The organism is Pedococcus sp. P2_D9, assembly GCF_056404275.1.
Window position 1 is genome coordinate 1 of the sequence record NZ_JBFUEI010000014.1, and the last position, 17,032, is coordinate 17,032.

The window sequence follows — 17,032 nt, forward strand, 5'->3', positions numbered from 1 at the left end:
CCGTTGGCCATGAGCATTGGAACCGGGCCGCGACCTCGCTGATCGGGACGTGGCGGTCGACCACCAACTTGGCGACCTTGAGCCGGACACGAGGGGTCAGGGCAGCGTTAGCGTGGGACACGAGGGCCTCCTGTTTTGTGAGCGGATACCTAGGCAGTTCCACTCCACCGCGGGAGGCCCTCCCCGCGCCACTGATCAGATCAGCGGATCACACCCACTCAACCAACGTCTCGGGTCAGTACAGCTAGCTCAGTCTCGGTCGAGGGCCAGGTCCTCGGGGGTGTGCAGCCGCACCATGGTGCGAGAGGTGTGCCGGGGGATGCGACCCGGAGTCGCGAGGGACACGACGACCGCGGTGGCGAAGGAGATCGGGATCGTCCAGGCCGCCGGCTGGCCGAGCAGCGCCCCGGTCCAGCCCGGGACCGGGCCGGCGAAGATCGTGATGGCCACCGCGACGGCAGCCAGGGTCCCGCCGACCACGAGGCCGGCTGCTGCTCCCACGGTGCTGAGGCCGCGCCACCAGGATCCCAGCACCAGGAGGGGGCAGAACGTGGACGCGGCCACCGCGAACGCCAGGCTCACCATGGTCGCGAGGCCGACCGGCTCGATCAGTCTCGACGCGGCATACGGGACGATGACCGACAGGACCGTCGCGAGCCGAAAGCCCTGTGCCACGGTGAAGTCGTCGCCGGTCATCCGGCCGAGCCGTCTGCGCAGCAGGTCCTGGTCGATCACGCCGGCCACCGACATGGTCAGACCCGACGCCGTCGACAGGAACGCGGCGAAGGCGCCCCCTGCAAGCACCGCCGAGAGCACCTCACCGAGCCCGTCCGGGACGATCGCCCCGGGCAGCCGCAGGACGAGGGTGTCGGCAGCCGTGCCCCCCGGCAGCTCGGGGATGTAGACGCGGCCGAGGATGCCGTAGAGGGGCGGGAAGAGGTAGAAGGCGCCGAGGAGGGCGACCACTGTCAGGGTGGTGCGTCGTGCAGCCTTGCCGTCGGGGTTCGTGTAGAACCGCACCAGCACGTGCGGCAGGCCCATGGTGCCGAGGGCGAGCGCCAGCAGCAGGCTGTAGGTCGCGTAGACCGGATGGCCTTGTCCTGCAAGGCCGTTCAGTGGTTCGGCCCAGGCGGTCTTCTCGGCGATGGCGGGGGAGGGCGCGCCATCGCCCAGCCATACACCGAGCAGGACGAAGGCCGGGACGGCGATGGCGGTCAGCTTGATCCAGTACTGGACGGCCTGCACGAGGGTGATCGACCGCATACCCCCTGCCGCCACGTTGGCCACCACGACGACGGCGACGACCAGGCCGCCGACCCAGGTGGGGGCACCGGTGACCGTCGCCAGGGCCAGCCCCGCGCCCTGGAGCTGGGGTAGGAGGTAGAGCCAGCCGATCGCCACGACGAGCACGGAGCAGAGCTTGCGGATCACGGTGCTCTCGAGCCGGGCCTCGGCGAAGTCGGGCAGCGTGTAGGCGCCCGAGCGGCGCAACGGTGCGGCGACGAGGACGAGGAGGACGACGTAGCCGACGGTGTATCCGACGGGGAACCACAGCATGTCCAGGCCATTGGTGTAGACCAACCCGGCGATGCCGAGAAAGCTTGCCGCGGAAAGGTATTCACCACCGATGGCACTGGCGTTGCGGTAGGGGGTCACGGTGCGTCCGGCGACGTAGAAGTCGCTCGTCGTTCTCGACAGGCGCAGACCGAACGCGCCGATCGCCAGCGTCACGGTGCAGATGAGGACGATGGCGACGACCCCGTAGGCCGGGTTCACGACGCCTCCTCTGCCCGGTGGTCGGCGTCCATCAGCGACGCCGGACGACGTGGGAGAACTCCGCCTCGATCCGTTCGGACGCCCGCACGTAGTAGCGCGCTACGATGATCGCCACCGGGTAGACGACGAACGCGAGGACCAACCAGGGCAGTGGGACGCGGCCCAGGGCCATCGTGCGGGTCGCCGGCACCAGCAGGAACACCAGGGGCAGGCCGCCGAGTCCGACGGCCCCGAACGCCAGCACCCTCAGGGCCAGGCGCAGCTGGGCGGACATCAGGCCGGCCATGTAGACCTCCCCCAGCGTGCTCTGTTCATCGATGTCACGGGTGAGCGGTCGCAGGTCGCGCCGCGTCGGTGCGTCGCGACGGGTGCTGGTGACCCGGACGCGGACGGGCGCCGGACCGTGGGGCTGCGCCGGCGCGGCGTCCGGTCCCTGGTCGCCGGGTCCGGTCACGACGTGACGCGCGGGGTGGCCCTGAGCAGGCGGTCGCGCAGCTCGCGGGTGTGTCGTCGGCTGACCTGGAGCTCCGCGCCCTCGAGGACGACGCTGCAGCGACCGTGCTCCATCCGAACTTCCCTGATGTGGGCCAGCGACACGAGGGTGCTGCGGTGAATGCGCACGAATCCTGCTGCTGCCCAACGCTCTTCGAGCGTGCTGAGTGGGATGCGCACCAGGTGGGACCCGGCTTCGGTGTGCAGCCTGGCGTAGTCGCCCTGCGCCTGGGCGTAGCGGATCTGGCTCCTGGTGATGAACCTGGTGACCCCGCCGAGCTCGACGGCGATCGTCTCGTCCTCAGGGGCGGCCGCGGTAGCGGTCCCGGACCCGGGGTCGGCGGCCGCCACGACGCGACGCACTGCCTCCGCGAGGCGATCGGCCCGGACCGGCTTCATGACGTAGTCCGTCGCGTCGATGGCGAACGCGTCGACGGCGTGCTGGTCGTGGGCCGTGACGAAGACGACCTGGGGCCGCTCCACGAACCTCGCGATGACCCGCGCGAGCTCCATGCCGTCGAGCCCGGGCATGGAGATGTCGGAGAAGACGACGTCGATGTTGCCGCCGTCGAGCGAACGCAGCGCGTCGGCCCCGCTCGAGGCCGTCATGACCTCGGCGATGCGGTGGTCCTGGCGCAGCAGCCAGCTGAGCTCCTCGAGCGCAGGGGCTTCGTCGTCCACGACGAGCGCGCGCAGCGCTGCGCCCGCGGGGCCGACGGTGGCGTCCTGCGGGCGGCGGGGCTCCGGGTCGGCGGAGGGCGCGCCAGCCATGGGGGAGAGCCTACGACGTGGGATGGACCCCGGGGGCGTACTTGGGCACCCGGAATGTGACCTTCGTCCCGGCTCCGGGCGCGGTCTCGACCACGAGGCCGAAGTCGTCGCCGTAGACCTGCCGCAGGCGCGCATCGACGTTGCCCAGCCCGACGTTGTCGCCCTCCGCCCCGCCGTCGAGCACGCTCCTGATCGCCTGCGGGTCCGAGCCCACCCCGTCGTCCTCGATGGTGATGACGGCCTCGGCGCCCTCGTCGCTCGCGGAGATGCTGACGTGGCCACCGCCCTCCTTCGAGGCCAGCCCGTGCCGGACCGCGTTCTCGACGAGGGGCTGGATCGCCAGGTAGGGCACCGTCACGGGCAGCACCTCCGGGGCGATCAACAACGAGATCCGCAGCCGGTCGCCGAACCTCGCCTGCTCGAGCACGAGGTACCGCTCCACGTTGCGCAGCTCCTCGGCCAGCGTGGTGAACGCACCTCCCCGGCGCAGGGCGTACCGCGTGAAGTCGGCGAACTCCAGCAACAGCTCACGGGCGCGCTCGGGGTCGGTCCGTACGAAGGAGGCGATGGCCGCCAGTGAGTTGTAGATGAAGTGGGGGCTGATCTGGGCGCGCAGCGCGCGCAGCTCGGCCTCCATCGTGCGGGTGCGCTGGTGGCCGAGGTCGGCGAGCTCGGCTTGCGTGGCCATCCACCCCGCGACCTCCTCCGTCGCCCGGGCGAGACCGGCCGAGGCGTGCGGACCGTATGCCGCGATGGCGGCGACCACGCGTTCACCGGTGACCACGGGCGCGATCACGGCCGTCCTGGCGGGGCAGTCGGGGTCGGGGCACTGCACCTGGCCGGCCCGCAGGACGATGGTTCGCCCGGTGCGGAGCACCTCCTCCGCGTGTCCTGGTGCGTCGGCGGCGTGGTGCTCCGGCGCTCCGTCCCAGGCCAGCAGCCCGCTCGCATCGCAGACGGCCACCCCCGGGGACCCCAGGAGCTCGCGCAGGTGCTTGGCGGCCTTGGTCGTGCCCTCGGCCGTCAGGCCGTCCTGCAGGTGGCGGGCTGCCATCGAGGCGGTGTGGAGCGTGGCGTGCGTGGCGTGGTCGACCTCGGAGACGAAACCCCGGGCGGCGTTGCGGCCATGACGCACCAGCCGCACCAGGGCGTAGACCAGCACCATGGCGCCCGCGACAAAGATCGCGGTGGGGAGGTTGAAGCTGCCCGACACATCGCGCACTCTAGGCGGAGTCGTGGCCTCCGAGCCGGATCGCCGGCCTGAGCGCCATCACGAGCGCAGGGCCTGATCGCGGGCTCGGAGCGGATCGGCCAACGCCTAGGCTGCTCCCCGTGGTCGACGTCATCGCTTCGCTTCGCCCCCTCGCCGACCTGCCCGGGGTCCCGGAGAAGATCGCAGCCGCCCGCGAGGCGTGTGAGCGGCTGCGCTGGCACGAGGCGCTGCGACGCCGCATCCCCGAGGCTGCGGCCGAGTCGCGGGTGCGAGGTGCCCAGGCCAGCGCGGCGCTGGAGGGCGCGACGGTGCCGCTCGACCTGGTGCGTGACGTCATGCGCGGCGCAGCCCAGTGGCCGCTCGAGCCCGACCCCGTCGAACGCGTGGCCCGCGGAGCGGTGACCGCCACCGCCGAGAGCGAGCACGTGCGGAGCATGGTCGCCAGCGCCCCCCTCCAGGCCCTGGCGAGGCTGCACGTCGCCGCAGCCTCGGGCCTCCTCCCGGACCACCAGCTGGGTCGGCCCCGGATCGAGGGGGAGTCCAGCGCGGAGCTCCTCGACCTAGGGGCGGCCACGGGTGCGAGCGAGCTGCGTGACCGGCTCGAGCTCCTGGTCGGTGTGATGACGGCAGGTTCCGCGGTGCCGGCCCTGGTCGTCGCGGCGCTGGCCCACGCGGAGATCGCGACCCTGCGCCCCTTCGTTCGCGGCAACGGCGTCGTGGCGCGGGCCGTCGAGCGCGCCCTGGTGCAGGCCACCGGGCTCGACCCCACCGGGGTCGTCGTCACCGAAGCCGGTCACGCCACCCAAGGCGGGCCGGCCTACCTCGGCGCGCTCGCGGCATACGGAACCGGCAGTCCGGAGGGGCTGGGACTGTGGATCGGGCACTGCGCCGACGCCATCGTGGCGGGCGCGGCGCAAGGCGAACAGATCTGCGACGCGGTGCGTGCGGGGCGGCTCACCTGACCCGTTCGTGGGGACACGAGACGTGTTGGATTCCTGCTTCGCCCGACGTATTGGATTTCCTGCTTCGTCCGGAAGTCAAGGCTTTCCTTTGCCCCGGAGCGGGGGTACACATGGAGGCAAGTCGACGGTCGTGAGGCCGACGACCACCGTGACTCCATCGGGCACCCACGCGCGGGCAGTCCACTGGTGGACCGATCGTGACGGGCTTGTCCCGGTGCGACAACTACAGAATGCACGCCTGGTAACCCGTGGCGGATCACGGTGCGATGGCACCCCGCTGCGCGGGGTGCCATCCTTCGGTTCGTGGCGGTTTGCGCGCGATGGGCGTCTGTCGCTGCGACGCCACGCCAAAACTCGCCCCGAAACGCGCCGGATCGAGTTGCGGTTGAAGGGTAAATGGTCCACCATGAAGACGTCCGCTCCCCCTTGTGGGTAGAGCGGATCGGCGCACCGGCTCCTCCCCCCCGGAGCTTGGCGCGTCGACGGCCCCGGTTGTCCCCCCGACCGGGGCCGTCCCCTTTCCTCCTTCAATGCAGCCTCCTGCAAGGCAGCCTCTGCCAACCCTGCCTTGTGCAAGGCTTCTCAGGTGCGCCGGAACGGCGCCGTGGTGGCTGCGCTCGTCCACAGCGGCGACACGCCTGGCGGATGGGTCCACAGGACGCCACGTGGTGGTGGCTCCGGTGAATGCGCAGGCCCAGGCTGACGGGCATGGACCACAGGGTGATGGGCGTGATCGGCGCGTCAGGCGGGCTGGGGGTGTCGACCCTGGCTGTCGCGCTCGCGGTGCGCGCCGGTCCGCGCGTGGGCGCCACGGTGGCCATCGACGGAGCGCCCGACGGCGGTGCCCTGGATGTGACGGCCTGCCTCGAGCACCTGCCCGGCCTGCGCTGGCCAGACCTGGCGGCAGCGCAGGGTGCACTCGACGGAGCAGCGCTGCTGCGGGCCCTGCCCAGTGAGGCGACGACCAGAGTCCTTTCCGGTGGTTACCCGGGGCTGAGCGATGACGTGGTGGGCGCCGCGGTGGCGGCCCTGGCGCGGGTCTGTGGTGTGGCCGTGGTCGACCTCGGCTGCTCCCTGTGGCTGGCGAACCGGTGCACGGAGCTGGTGGTTGTGGTGGGTACGTCCTCGCGCCACCTCGCGGACGCGATGACCTTGGCCGAGGTGGTCCACGAGCTCGGTCGTCCTGCGGTCCTCGTCGTGAGGACGGGTCGAGGCGACCCGGTCGGCCCCGAGGAGGTGGCGGTCCACCTCGACCTGCCCCTGGTGGGGACGCTTCGCGATGACTCGCGGATCGCGGCCGACGCGGACCGCGGTCGTACTCCGGGCAGTCGTTCCTCGGGGGTGCTGTCGGCCCTGGCCGACTCACTGTTGGGAGCCGGGGCGCCGGACGCCCGGTCCGAGCACCCGGTGGGCGCGTGAGGACGGTGGGCCGATGAGCCAGGAGGCTCTGATCGTGGACCGGATCCGCCGTGGCCAAGGACCAGACTCGGCTGCGGTGACCGATGTCGCCGCGGCCGACGTTGCCCGACTCGGCGACGGGGGCGTGGAGTCCGCGCGCAGCGTGCTGGCCTCCGAGGTCCTTGGACTCGGCCCCCTGGAGGCCTGTGTCGCCGACCCCGACGTCACGGACGTCCTCGTCAACGGTGACGGCTCGGTGTGGCTCGACCGGGGGAGGGGTGGCGTGCAACGGGCCGATGTCGACCTCGAACCGTCGGCAGCGCGACGGTTGGCCGTGCGGCTCGCGGGGCTTGCCGGGCGACGACTGGACGAGAGCCAGCCGTGGGTGGACGGCCTGTTGCCCAGCGGCATCCGGCTGCACGCGATCCTCCCGCCGCTGGTCGACGGCGGCCCCCACGTGAGCCTGCGGGTGCCTCGTGCTTCCGGGGTCGGGCTGGGGGCACTGCGGGCTCGGTGCATGTTCGATGGTGCGGTCGAGGAGCTGCTGCGCGGCCTGGTGCTCGGCCGCTGCTCCTTCGTCGTCAGCGGTGGGACCGGGTGCGGCAAGACCACCCTGCTCGCGGCCATGTTGGCCGAGGTGCCCGAGGCGGAGCGGATCGTCGTCGTGGAGGACGTCCGCGAGCTGGCCGTGGCCCATCCTCACGTCGTGCGGCTCCAGGGTCGTGGACCCAACATCGAGGGTCAGGGCGCCGTGGGGCTCGTGGACCTCGTCCGGCAGGCCCTTCGCATGCGACCCGACCGGCTCGTGGTGGGTGAGGTGCGTGGGGCTGAGGTGCGCGAGATGCTCGCGGCCCTCAACACCGGCCACGAGGGTGGCTGCGGCACCCTGCACGCGAACGCGCCTGCGGACGTGCCACGCCGCTTCGATGCACTCGGTGCGCTCGCGGCGATGCCGAGGGACGCCGTGCAGACCCAGCTCTCCAGCGCGGTGCAAGCGGTGGTGCACGTCGAACGCGGCGTGAGAGGGCGGCGGGTCGCCTCCCTGTCGGTGATCAGGTGGACCGGCGACGAGACGGTCTGCGACCTCGCGCTGGACGTCGCCTCCGGACGGCAGGGCCCCGGATGGGCCCGGCTGGCCACCCTGACCGGAGGACGGGTGTGAGGATCGCCCTGATGGCCGGACTGCTGGTCGCCGCCGCGACCTTGTGGCCCGTCTCCCGCAGTCATCTGCCCATGCGGGAGGGCGGCCAGGGAGGCGACGAGATCCGACCCGCCGGCGTCGCTCGCAGCCGCGGATGGCGCCGTGGGTCTCGTCGAGTGGCCTTCGACGCGGCTCTCGCCGAGCTCGTCGCGGCCGTCGCTGCCCCTCTGCGTGCCGGGGTCGTTCCAGCGGTTGCTCTGGCTGCGGCCGAGCCGAGCTGCGCCGACGACCCCGTGCTCGCCCGCCTGGTGCGAGACCTCGTCGAGGCGACGCGGGCGGGCGCGCCGGCGGCCGAGGTGTGGCTGCGTCACGCCCAATCCCAGGGCAGCGCCGATCTACAGTTCGTGGGGCGAGCCTGGGCTCTCAGCGAACGGACCGGGGCGCCGCTGGCCGAGGCGCTCGACTCGTGTGAGGGAGTCCTGCGGGCGCGGGAGCGCGGACGACAGCGGCTCGCCAGCGCCGCCGCAGGCCCGCGAGCCTCGATGGCCGTGTTGTGCCTGCTACCCGCGAGCGGTCCCCTCGTCGGTGCAGCGGTCGGGGTGGATCCTGGCGCACTCTATTTCTCGTCGCCCGCCGCGACAGGCAGTCTCGTGCTCGGGCTGTCCCTGGCCGCCGGGGCCTGGTGGTGGAGTCGCCGGATCCTCCGTCGGGCGACATGACGCTGCTCGCCCTGCTCCTGGTCGGGCTGGCCACGGCCTTGTGGCCGAGCCGGTCTGGGCAAGGAGGGCTTGGACGGCAAGGAGGGCTTGGACGGCAAGGAGGGCTTGGACGGCAAGGAGGGCTTGGACGGCAAGGAGGGCCGGGAGGGGATCGGCACCATGCGTCGACGGGCATCGTGGCTTGGCCGACCGTCGCCTTCTTCCGCGACCGGAGACCCACCCGACGGCGCCACCTCGCGTCGTCGGACGAAGTGGCCGATGCGCTGGTCCTCATCAGCCTGGCCCTTCGCGCTGGCCTCCCGCTGGTCGAGGCCCTGCACCAGGTCCAGGCGGCGTCGACCGGTCGGGTGCGCGGCGAGCTGGCGGCGGTCGTCGCAGCACTGCGTTGGGGACGTCCTGCCCGCGAAGCGTGGTCCTACGCGGGACCGGGCTGGCGGCCGGCTGCGCTGGCGACCCACATGTCCGAACAGACGGGGGCGGCCCCGGCAGCACTCATCGACAGGGCGGCTGCACGGCTTCGCGAGGAGCGCGAACGCGAGCGCGAGCGGGCGGCGGCTCGCGCCGGAGTGCTGCTCGTGCTGCCCCTGGGGCTGGGTTTCCTGCCGGCCTTCGCCTGCACGGCAGTCGTCCCCGTCGTCCTGAACCTCGCCTCGGGTGTCCTGTCGGGAGCATCGTGATCCGCCATCGCCTCGGATACGGGGCCTGCGTGGCCGGGACTGTCCACAGGCGTACCCGCCCTGGCTTCGCGTGCACAGGCCTGAGATGCAGTGCTGGCGGGGGGTGCGCAGACGCGCTGAACTCGGCTGGAACAGGGCGCAGTGCCCGACCTACCACCAAGGAGTCAGCGTGAAATGCAAACTGGTTCAACGAGTTTCGACGCTTCGTCAGCACACCGAAGCAGGCATGACCACGGCGGAGTATGCCGTCGGCACGCTCGCCGCGTGCGCCTTTGCCGCCGTCCTGCTCGCCGTCGTGCGGTCGGGGGCCGTCAAGTCCGCCCTGGCGTCCGTGATCGCCACCGCGCTCGGGTCGGCGGGCTAGGACGCGAGGGCGGGATGGCGACGGCCGAGTTCGCCTGCGCCATCCCCGCCCTGGTCCTCGTGCTCGTCGTGGCCTTGTCGGCGATCACCACCGTGACCGACCAGGTGCGCTGTGTTGACGCCGCGCGCGCCACGGCGCGAGCCCTCGCTCGCGGAGACGATGAGGCGGCAGCCCTCGAGGTGGGGCACCGGCTCGCGCCTCCGCGGGCCGCCTTCTCCGTAACGCGCTCCGACCGGGAGGTCTGGGTCGTGGTTCGGGGAGCTCCGTCCCCGGGACTGCGGTGGCTGGGGTCAGGGGCGTCCCCGACGGGTCAGGCGGTGGCTGCGCGCGAGGACGTCGACTCCAGTGATGCCCCGCTCGGGTCGGAGGCCCTGCCATGAGCCGGCGTGGGTTCGGCCGAGGTGAGCTCGGCGGACGTGGGCTCGGCCGACACGGTCGCGGGGAGATCGGCGGGGTGACGGTGGTCGTCGTGGCGGCCGTGGGGGTGGCCTTCGTCCTGATCGTGGGCGCGCTGGCCCTGTCGAGTGCCGTCGTCGCCACCCACCGTGCGCGGTCCGCCGCCGACCTCGGCGCCTTGGCGGCGTCGCAGGCGTTGCAGGCTGGGGCAGATCCACGGGCGGCCTGCACCGCCGGGGCATCGATCACGGCGAGGAACGGCGCGCGGCCTCAGGGGTGCTTCGTGGCGGGGGACGGTTCGGTCACGGTGAGGGCCAGGGTGACAGCGGGCTTCTCGCTGCCGGGACTGGTGGCCGGGACCACGACGGCGACGGCCCGTGCTGGGCCGTCGCCGTGATGGTGTTCGCGGTCAGTCGCGGGGCGCGGGGTCGCGACCCATGATCTTGTCGGCCACCGTGCGGTGGCCCGGGTGCGCCGAGTCGTCCGCCGCGGCGGGCCTGTCGTTCGAGGTCTCGTCGTCCGCCCGCTCGGTCCGGTCGTCGGTCCGCTCGCCGGCCGTGTCGGGAGTGCCAGCGGTCTGGGCATCGGACACGTGCGCGTCGCGTGAGTCACCGGCAACCGTGTCGCCGCTGTCCCGCTCGAGCACCTGGGTGGAGTCGGCGGTACTGGTCCCGGTGGCGGTCCCGGTGGCGGCCCCGGTCTCAGTCTCGGTCCCGGTCTGGGACTGGGTCCGCCCGTCCGGAGTCACGCTGTCCGGCTCGGCATCGGACGAGTGGCGGCCAGTCGTGGCGTCGGTGTCGGTCGTCCCCGCGCCTGCGTAGGTCGCGGTGGGTGCAGCGTCCGCGTCGCGGGCACCGCGCGGCCCACCAGCCCCAGTGGCGGCGGCCCCGACACCAGCAGCTCCCGCCGCGCCCGCACCTGCAGCAGCCGTCCGCGAGGCGAACTCCTGCTCGACCTTGCGGCGCTCGTCTGCCCGCACCCGCTCCTCGCTGGCCTTCTCGCGGGAGGCGAACTCCTCTTCACGCGAGGACAGCTCGCTGTCGCGCTCGCGGTCATGGTCGGCCAGGCGGGTCTGGAACTCCTCGTCCCGGATGCGGTCCCGCTCGGCGAGGGCGCTCTGGTGGGTCTCCTCGGCGCGGGCCCGCTCGTCGGCGCGAATGCTTTCCTCGAGCTTGGCCTGACGCTCGGCGTCCTTGGCCTCACGGATTGGACGGCGTCTGCGCTTGATGCTTCCCCGGATCATCGCCAGGCCGAGGACGAGGAGGAGCATCGCCACGGCGCCGGTGGCGAGCATGGCCAGCGGGGTCATTCCCCAGTGGTAGCCGGAGAGCTCCATGTCTACCGGCGAGGTGAGCGAGTCGGTCGCCAGGAAGAGCACGACACCCGCGGCGAGGGCGAGCAGAACAAGGATCAGTCCGAACACGATCACGGGTCGAAACCTCCGACACATCAAGGGTGCGTGGTGCACCGTCCGAAGGGTGCGGGGGCACCCTTCGCTTCGACCCTAGCCGCTGGCCTGCGGGTTTGCCCCTTTCGTCACGTCCGTTCCTTGCCGAGGGCGGACGCGGCCGGCAGCTGGACCTGGCGTCGATCGGACCCCCGTGGCGCGTGGGCCAGCACCGCCCGCAACAGTGCCACGGCCCCGGCCTTGTCGAGCGGTTCGTTGCCGTTGCCACACTTCGGCGACTGCACGCAGGCGGGGCAGCCGCTCTCGCAGCGGCAAGAGCGGACCGTCTCGAGAGTCGAGTCGAGCCAGAGCTCGAAGGAGTCGAACGCGCGCTCGGCGAAGCCTGCACCCCCGGGGTGCCCGTCATAGACCATGATCGTCGGCAGCCCGGTATCAGGATGCAGGGCGGTGGACACGCCCCCGATGTCCCACCGGTCGCAGGTCGCCACCAGAGGCAGCATGCCGATCCCCGCGTGCTCGGCAGCATGGGCGGCACCAGGGATGTCAGGCTCACCCACGCCGGCCGCCTCGAGCCACTCGACCGGCATGGTCCACCACACCGCGCGGGTGCTGAGGGTGCGCTGCGGCAGGTCGAGCGGGTGGGTCCCGATCACCTCGCCGCTGGCCAGCCGCCGCAGGAAGGACGTCACCTGCGTGTGCACCTGCACCGTCCCGAACGACACCCGCACCGGCCCCCAGTCCACGCTGCGCTGCGCACTGATGATGTCGAACGCGCTCACCGACTGCGCGAACGTGCTCCACCCGGGGTCGCCCCTCACGACGGTCGCCGTCCCGTGCTCGAGGTCGAGGTCGGTCACGACATAGCTGTCGCCCTGGTGCACGTGCACCGCCCCCGTGTGCACCTGCGTGTGCGCCGACGCCTCGTCGATGGTGCCCAGCACCCGGCCGGTGCGCTGGTCGACGATCCCCACGACCTCGCCGGCTCCCCGCAGCGACACGTGGTCGGAGGCCAGGTCGGTGCGTGCCCAGTACCAGCCGCTCGGTCGCCGCCGGAGGATCCCGCGCGCCACCAGGGCGTCCACGAGCCCGCGTGCCTGGTCGCCGAACATCGCGAGGTCCGCCTCCCGCAAGGGCAGCTCGGCCGCCGCGGCGGCGAGGTGCGGCCCGAGGACGTGCGGGTTGTCGGGGTCGAGGACAGTGGCCTCCACCGGTTGTCCGAAGACCACGTCGGGATGGTGCACGACATAGGTGTCGAGCGGGTCGTCGGCTGCGACGTAGATCGCCAGCGACCGGGTCCCCGCCCTCCCGGCGCGCCCGGCCTGCTGCCACAACGACGCTCGCGTGCCGGGCCACCCGGCGAGCAGCACGGCGTCGAGTCCGCTGATGTCGATCCCCAGCTCCAACGCGTTGGTCGCCGCGAGTCCCACGATCGCCCCCGAGCGCAGCGATCGCTCGAGCGCGCGGCGCTCCTCCGGCAGATAACCGCCCCGGTATGCCGCGACCGCACCTCCCAGCGCGGGCTCCACCTCCATCAGCGTCCGGCGGGCGCTGGTCGCCAGGGCCTCCACCCCGGCGCGGGACTTGGCGAAGGCCACCGTCTGCACCCGCCCGGAGACCAGGCTCGCGAGCAGGTCGGCCGCCTCGGAGGTGGCCGACCGGCGACCCGCACCCTCTCCGAGGAGTCCCGGTTCCCACAGGGCGAAGGTCATTGCCTCACGAGGTGAGCCGTCCTCCGTGACGGGCGCGACCGGCATACCGACGAGGCGGGAGGCGTGGGCCGCCGGGTCGCGCACCGTCGCCGAGGCGAGCACGAAGGTGGGGTAGGAGCCGTAGCGTGCGCACACGCGGCGCAGACGACGCAGCAACGCCGCGAGATGGGAGCCGAAGACTCCCCGGTAGGTGTGGCACTCGTCGATGACGACGTAGCGCAGCGCCCGCAGGAACGGCGCCCACCGCTCGTGCAGGGGTAGCAGGGAGTGGTGCACGAGGTCGGGGTTGGTCAGCACGAAGTGGGCGTGGTCGCGGATCCAGCGACGCTCCTCGGTCGCGGTGTCACCGTCATAGGTCGCGGCCCGCACCCCTGGCACGGCCATCGCCTGCACCCGGGCGAGCTGGTCGGCTGCGAGGGCCTTGGTGGGGGACAGGTAGAGCGCTGTCGCTCCGCGACCCGACGGCGCCAGCGCCCCTTCCACCACGGCGGACAGCACGGGTAGGAGGTAGCCGAGACTCTTGCCCGACGCGGTGCCCGTCGCCATGACCACGTGCGACCCGTCGTGGGCCAGGTCGGCGGCCTCCCGCTGGTGGGACCAGAGGGAGGTGACCCCGGCGCCGGCGCACRCGGCATACACGCTGGGGTCGACCCAGGTGGGCCAGTCAGCGAGCGATGCGGCCCGCGCGGGCACCTCGTGCACGTGCAGCAACCGCTCGGCTCGCACTCCCGAGGCGAGCCCGGCCAGCACCGACTCGGGGTCGAACGGAGCACGGCTCGTCCCGGCGGAATCGGGTGCGGTGGGACCAGAGGTGGACATTGCCGCTACCGTAATCCCGAGGGCAGACGGTGCACCCGTCTGCTCACCAGTGATGGCACCAGCGATGGCAACAGAAGGGGTGAGCGTGGACCTGTCGGTCTCCAGCAGCGAACAGGGCGCCGTGACGATCGTCCACGTGGCGGGCGAGATCGACGTCTACACCGCTCCGCTGCTCCGCGAAGTGCTCGACAAGCAGGTGGCTGCGGGTCGCACCGACCTCGTCGTCGACCTCGAGAAGGTCACCTTCATGGACTCCACGGGCCTCGGCGTGCTCGTCGGCAGGCTCAAGCTCGTGCGTGGTCAGAACGGCACCCTGCGCATCGTCAGTGCCCAGGAGCGGATCCTCAAGGTCTTCAAGATCACCGGTCTGGACAAGGTCTTCCACATCTACCCCACGGTCGACGAGGCCTCCGAGGCGTCGAACGTCTGACGAAGTCGGCGTGATGAATTCTCTGTGACCCTGCTCACGCGGCGTCACATACCCTGTGACGTGCATTACCCTCGCCTGCAACGTCCCCTCTGTGGTGCGCCGTCGTGGCGTGCCCTTGGGCGGTCCTGAATGATTCCCCATCGAGGAGGATGGAATGTCGCGCCTTGCGCCTGCCGCCACCGCTGCTGACCTGCAGCTTGACGGCACCAATCTCACCCTGGTCTTCGCCGTGCTCGCCATTGCGATCATCGCGCTGGTCATGGGTGTGTTCTTCCGCCAGCAGGTTCTGGCGGCCGACCCCGGCACCGAGAAGATGCAGGAAATCGGCGCTGCCGTGGAAGAAGGCGCCCAGGCGTACCTCGCCCGCCAGTTCAAGACCCTGAGCGTCTTCATCGTCCTGGTCTTCGGCCTGCTGCTCCTGCTTCCCGCCGACACCTCCGAGGTTCGATGGGGTCGGTCCGCGTTCTTCGTCGTCGGCGCGCTGTTCTCCGCCGCCATCGGCTACCTCGGCATGAGCCTGGCCGTCAAGGCCAACGTCCGGGTCGCGTCCGCCGCCCGCGGCGGCGACCGCGACTCGGGTATGCGGATCGCCTTCCGTACCGGTGGCACCGTCGGCATGGCGACCGTGGGCCTCGGCCTGCTGGGCGCCTCCGTCGTGGTCCTGCTCTACCAGGGCGACGCCCCCAAGGTGCTCGAGGGCTTCGGCTTCGGCGCCGCCCTGCTCGCCATGTTCATGCGTGTCGGCGGTGGCATCTTCACCAAGGCCGCCGACGTAGGCGCCGACCTCGTCGGCAAGGTCGAGGCCGGCATCCCCGAGGACGACCCGCGCAACGCCGCGACGATCGCCGACAACGTGGGCGACAACGTCGGCGACTGCGCCGGCATGGCCGCCGACCTCTTCGAGTCGTATGCCGTGATGCTGGTGGCCGCGCTCATCCTGGGTTCCGCCGCCTTCGGCACCTACGGCCTGGTCTTCCCGCTGATCGTGCCGGCCATCGGTGCGGTCACCGCCCTCATCGGCGTCTTCATCACGCGGGTCAAGCCCGGCGAGAACGCCCTCTCGGCGATCAACCGCGGGTTCTACATCTCGGCCGTCATCGCCGCCGTGCTCTCCGGCGTGGCCGCGTACGTCTACCTGCCCGACACGTTCAAGGGGCTCGGCTCCGCCGACGAGACGATTGCCGCCCTCACCGGCGACCCGCGTCGCTCGGCGGTTCTCGCCGTGATCATCGGCATCGTGCTGGCCGCGGTCATCCTGTGGCTCACGGGCTACTTCACGGGCACCGACAAGCGCCCCACGAAGGACGTCGCCCGCACCTCCCTCACCGGCGCGGCCACGGTCGTCCTGTCGGGCATCGGCGTCGGCCTGGAGTCGGCCGTCTACACGGCGGTCATCATCGGCGCGGCCGTCTACGCAGCGTTCCTGCTCGGCGGTGGCTCGGTCGTCCTGTCGCTGTTCCTCATCGCGCTGGCCGGCTGTGGTCTGCTGACCACGGTGGGCGTCATCGTGGCCATGGACACCTTCGGACCGGTCTCCGACAACGCCCAGGGCATCGCCGAGATGTCCGGCGACGTCGACGGCGAGGGCGCGCAGATCCTCACGGACCTCGACGCAGTGGGCAACACCACCAAGGCGATCACCAAGGGCATCGCGATCGCGACCGCCGTGCTGGCGGCCACCGCGCTCTTCGGCTCCTACTCCGACGCCTGGAAGGCCAAGTTCGAGCCCATCTTCACGGCCCTTCAGCAGAAGACCCAGACCGACCTGATGGCCAAGGTCCAGAGTGGCGCCCTGACCCAGGAGGCCGCGCAGGCGCAGTTCTCCTCGACCCTCCAGAAGGCCGCCGCGCCGTTCGACCTGCAGATCGTCACCCCGAGCGTGCTGGTCGGGCTGCTGCTCGGCGCGGCCGTCGTGTTCCTGTTCTCCGGACTGGCCATCAACGCGGTGACCCGCGCCGCCGGCGCCATCGTCTTCGAGGTGCGCCGCCAGTTCCGCGAGCACCCCGGGATCATGGACTACACCGAGAAGCCCGAGTACGGCCGCGTGGTCGACATCTGCACCAAGGACTCGCTGCGTGAGCTCGCGACGCCGGGTCTGCTCGCCGCCCTCACCCCGGTCGCCGTCGGCTTCGGCCTCGGCATCGGGCCGCTGGCCGGCTTCCTCGCCGGTGCGATCGGCACCGGCTGCCTGATGGCCGTGTTCCTCGCCAACTCCGGTGGGTCGTGGGACAACGCGAAGAAGATCGTCGAGGACGGCACCCACGGTGGCAAGGGCAGCGACGCCCACGCGGCCACCGTCATCGGTGACACCGTCGGTGACCCGTTCAAGGACACCGCCGGTCCGGCCATCAACCCGCTGATCAAGGTCATGAACCTCGTCTCGGTGCTCATCGCCCCGGCGGTCGTCACCCTCTCGATCGGCGACGACAAGAACAACGTGGTCCGCTACGGCATCGCTGCCGCCGCGATCATCATCGTCATCGCCGCGGTCGCCGTGTCCAAGGCACGCGACCTGGCGATCGGTGGCGACGGAGACGGTGAGGCTGCCGCGAGGTTCGACGCAGCCGCGCCCGACTCGGGGGAGGCCGAGACCGCTCCCGGCAAGGCAGTCGACGACGCCACCGACGCTGCCGACGCTGCTGACTCGGTCGAGGAGCCGGCGAAGCGCTAGCTCGACACGGCATACCCACGCCTGCTGGAACGGACGGGCCGGCTCACCCACCTGGGTGAGCCGGCCTTTTCCGTCGCCCCCGGGAA

The 17,032-nt window shown here is 71.7% G+C and carries 16 protein-coding genes and 1 pseudogene; 10 read left to right on the forward strand and 7 right to left on the reverse strand.

The features are described 5' to 3' along the window. The 5 genes and pseudogenes from AC1DXJ_RS18430 to AC1DXJ_RS18450 form a co-directional block, all read right to left on the reverse strand. Positions 1–121, reverse strand: a pseudogene (locus tag AC1DXJ_RS18430) (IS481 family transposase); the annotation flags it as partial. A 128-nt stretch (positions 122–249) separates the two neighbouring features. Further along, the gene (locus AC1DXJ_RS18435) at positions 250–1,776 is read right to left on the reverse strand and encodes a sodium/solute symporter (protein ID WP_477637617.1); all 1,527 of its coding nucleotides are present in this window, start codon (positions 1,774–1,776) and stop codon (positions 250–252) included. 31 nt (positions 1,777–1,807) lie between these two features. Next, on the reverse strand, positions 1,808–2,230 hold the full coding sequence (locus AC1DXJ_RS18440; protein ID WP_477613899.1) for a hypothetical protein: 423 nt from the start codon (positions 2,228–2,230) through the stop codon (positions 1,808–1,810). Continuing rightward, positions 2,227–3,039 (reverse strand): LytR/AlgR family response regulator transcription factor, encoded by an 813-nt coding sequence (locus AC1DXJ_RS18445; RefSeq protein ID WP_477613898.1) that lies wholly within the window; start codon positions 3,037–3,039, stop codon positions 2,227–2,229. The genes AC1DXJ_RS18440 and AC1DXJ_RS18445 overlap by 4 nt, the downstream gene beginning before the upstream one ends. Positions 3,040–3,049: 10 nt before the next feature. Continuing rightward, the gene (locus tag AC1DXJ_RS18450; RefSeq protein WP_477613897.1) at positions 3,050–4,252 is read right to left on the reverse strand and encodes a sensor histidine kinase; all 1,203 of its coding nucleotides are present in this window, start codon (positions 4,250–4,252) and stop codon (positions 3,050–3,052) included. Positions 4,253–4,371: 119 nt separating this feature from the next. Here AC1DXJ_RS18450 and AC1DXJ_RS18455 point away from each other — a divergent pair, with 119 nt between their 5' ends. From AC1DXJ_RS18455 to AC1DXJ_RS18490, 8 genes are all read left to right on the forward strand, one after another. Then, on the forward strand, positions 4,372–5,214 hold the full coding sequence (locus AC1DXJ_RS18455; RefSeq protein WP_477633163.1) for a Fic family protein: 843 nt from the start codon (positions 4,372–4,374) through the stop codon (positions 5,212–5,214). Between the two features lie 708 nt (positions 5,215–5,922). Further along, positions 5,923–6,633 (forward strand): CpaE-like family protein, encoded by a 711-nt coding sequence (locus AC1DXJ_RS18460; RefSeq protein WP_477613895.1) that lies wholly within the window; start codon positions 5,923–5,925, stop codon positions 6,631–6,633. 13 nt (positions 6,634–6,646) lie between these two features. Further along, positions 6,647–7,774, forward strand: a complete 1,128-nt coding sequence (locus tag AC1DXJ_RS18465) for a TadA family conjugal transfer-associated ATPase (RefSeq protein WP_477613894.1) — start codon at positions 6,647–6,649, stop codon at positions 7,772–7,774. After that, a complete protein-coding gene (locus AC1DXJ_RS18470) occupies positions 7,771–8,472 on the forward strand; it encodes a type II secretion system F family protein (RefSeq protein ID WP_477613893.1) in 702 nt (233 codons plus the stop codon). Before AC1DXJ_RS18465 ends, AC1DXJ_RS18470 begins: the two co-directional genes overlap by 4 nt. A 176-nt stretch (positions 8,473–8,648) precedes the next feature. Continuing rightward, positions 8,649–9,149, forward strand: coding sequence for a type II secretion system F family protein (locus AC1DXJ_RS18475; protein ID WP_477613892.1), 501 nt, complete (start codon positions 8,649–8,651; stop codon positions 9,147–9,149). Between the two features lie 85 nt (positions 9,150–9,234). After that, complete coding sequence (locus AC1DXJ_RS18480) at positions 9,235–9,513, forward strand: DUF4244 domain-containing protein (RefSeq protein ID WP_477613891.1); 279 nt, start codon at positions 9,235–9,237, stop codon at positions 9,511–9,513. Between the two features lie 14 nt (positions 9,514–9,527). Further along, positions 9,528–9,893, forward strand: a complete 366-nt coding sequence (locus AC1DXJ_RS18485) for a TadE family type IV pilus minor pilin (RefSeq protein WP_477633166.1) — start codon at positions 9,528–9,530, stop codon at positions 9,891–9,893. After that, entirely contained in the window at positions 9,890–10,306 is a 417-nt protein-coding gene (locus AC1DXJ_RS18490; RefSeq protein WP_477633167.1) for an Rv3654c family TadE-like protein, read from the forward strand. The genes AC1DXJ_RS18485 and AC1DXJ_RS18490 overlap by 4 nt, the downstream gene beginning before the upstream one ends. Positions 10,307–10,318: 12 nt before the next feature. On the opposite strand, the gene AC1DXJ_RS18495 is transcribed toward AC1DXJ_RS18490, so the two are convergent. Both AC1DXJ_RS18495 and AC1DXJ_RS18500 read right to left on the reverse strand, forming a co-directional pair. Next, entirely contained in the window at positions 10,319–11,338 is a 1,020-nt protein-coding gene (locus AC1DXJ_RS18495; protein ID WP_477637618.1) for a hypothetical protein, read from the reverse strand. Between the two features lie 107 nt (positions 11,339–11,445). Beyond that, positions 11,446–13,845: a DEAD/DEAH box helicase gene (locus AC1DXJ_RS18500; protein ID WP_477637619.1), complete on the reverse strand. Its 2,400-nt coding sequence runs from the start codon at positions 13,843–13,845 to the stop codon at positions 11,446–11,448. 85 nt (positions 13,846–13,930) lie between these two features. Between AC1DXJ_RS18500 and AC1DXJ_RS18505 the strand changes: the two genes are divergently transcribed. Next, positions 13,931–14,275, forward strand: coding sequence for an anti-sigma factor antagonist (locus AC1DXJ_RS18505; RefSeq protein ID WP_477613886.1), 345 nt, complete (start codon positions 13,931–13,933; stop codon positions 14,273–14,275). A 154-nt stretch (positions 14,276–14,429) separates the two neighbouring features. Then, entirely contained in the window at positions 14,430–16,946 is a 2,517-nt protein-coding gene (locus AC1DXJ_RS18510; protein ID WP_477613885.1) for a sodium-translocating pyrophosphatase, read from the forward strand. Positions 16,947–17,032 lie beyond the last annotated feature (86 nt).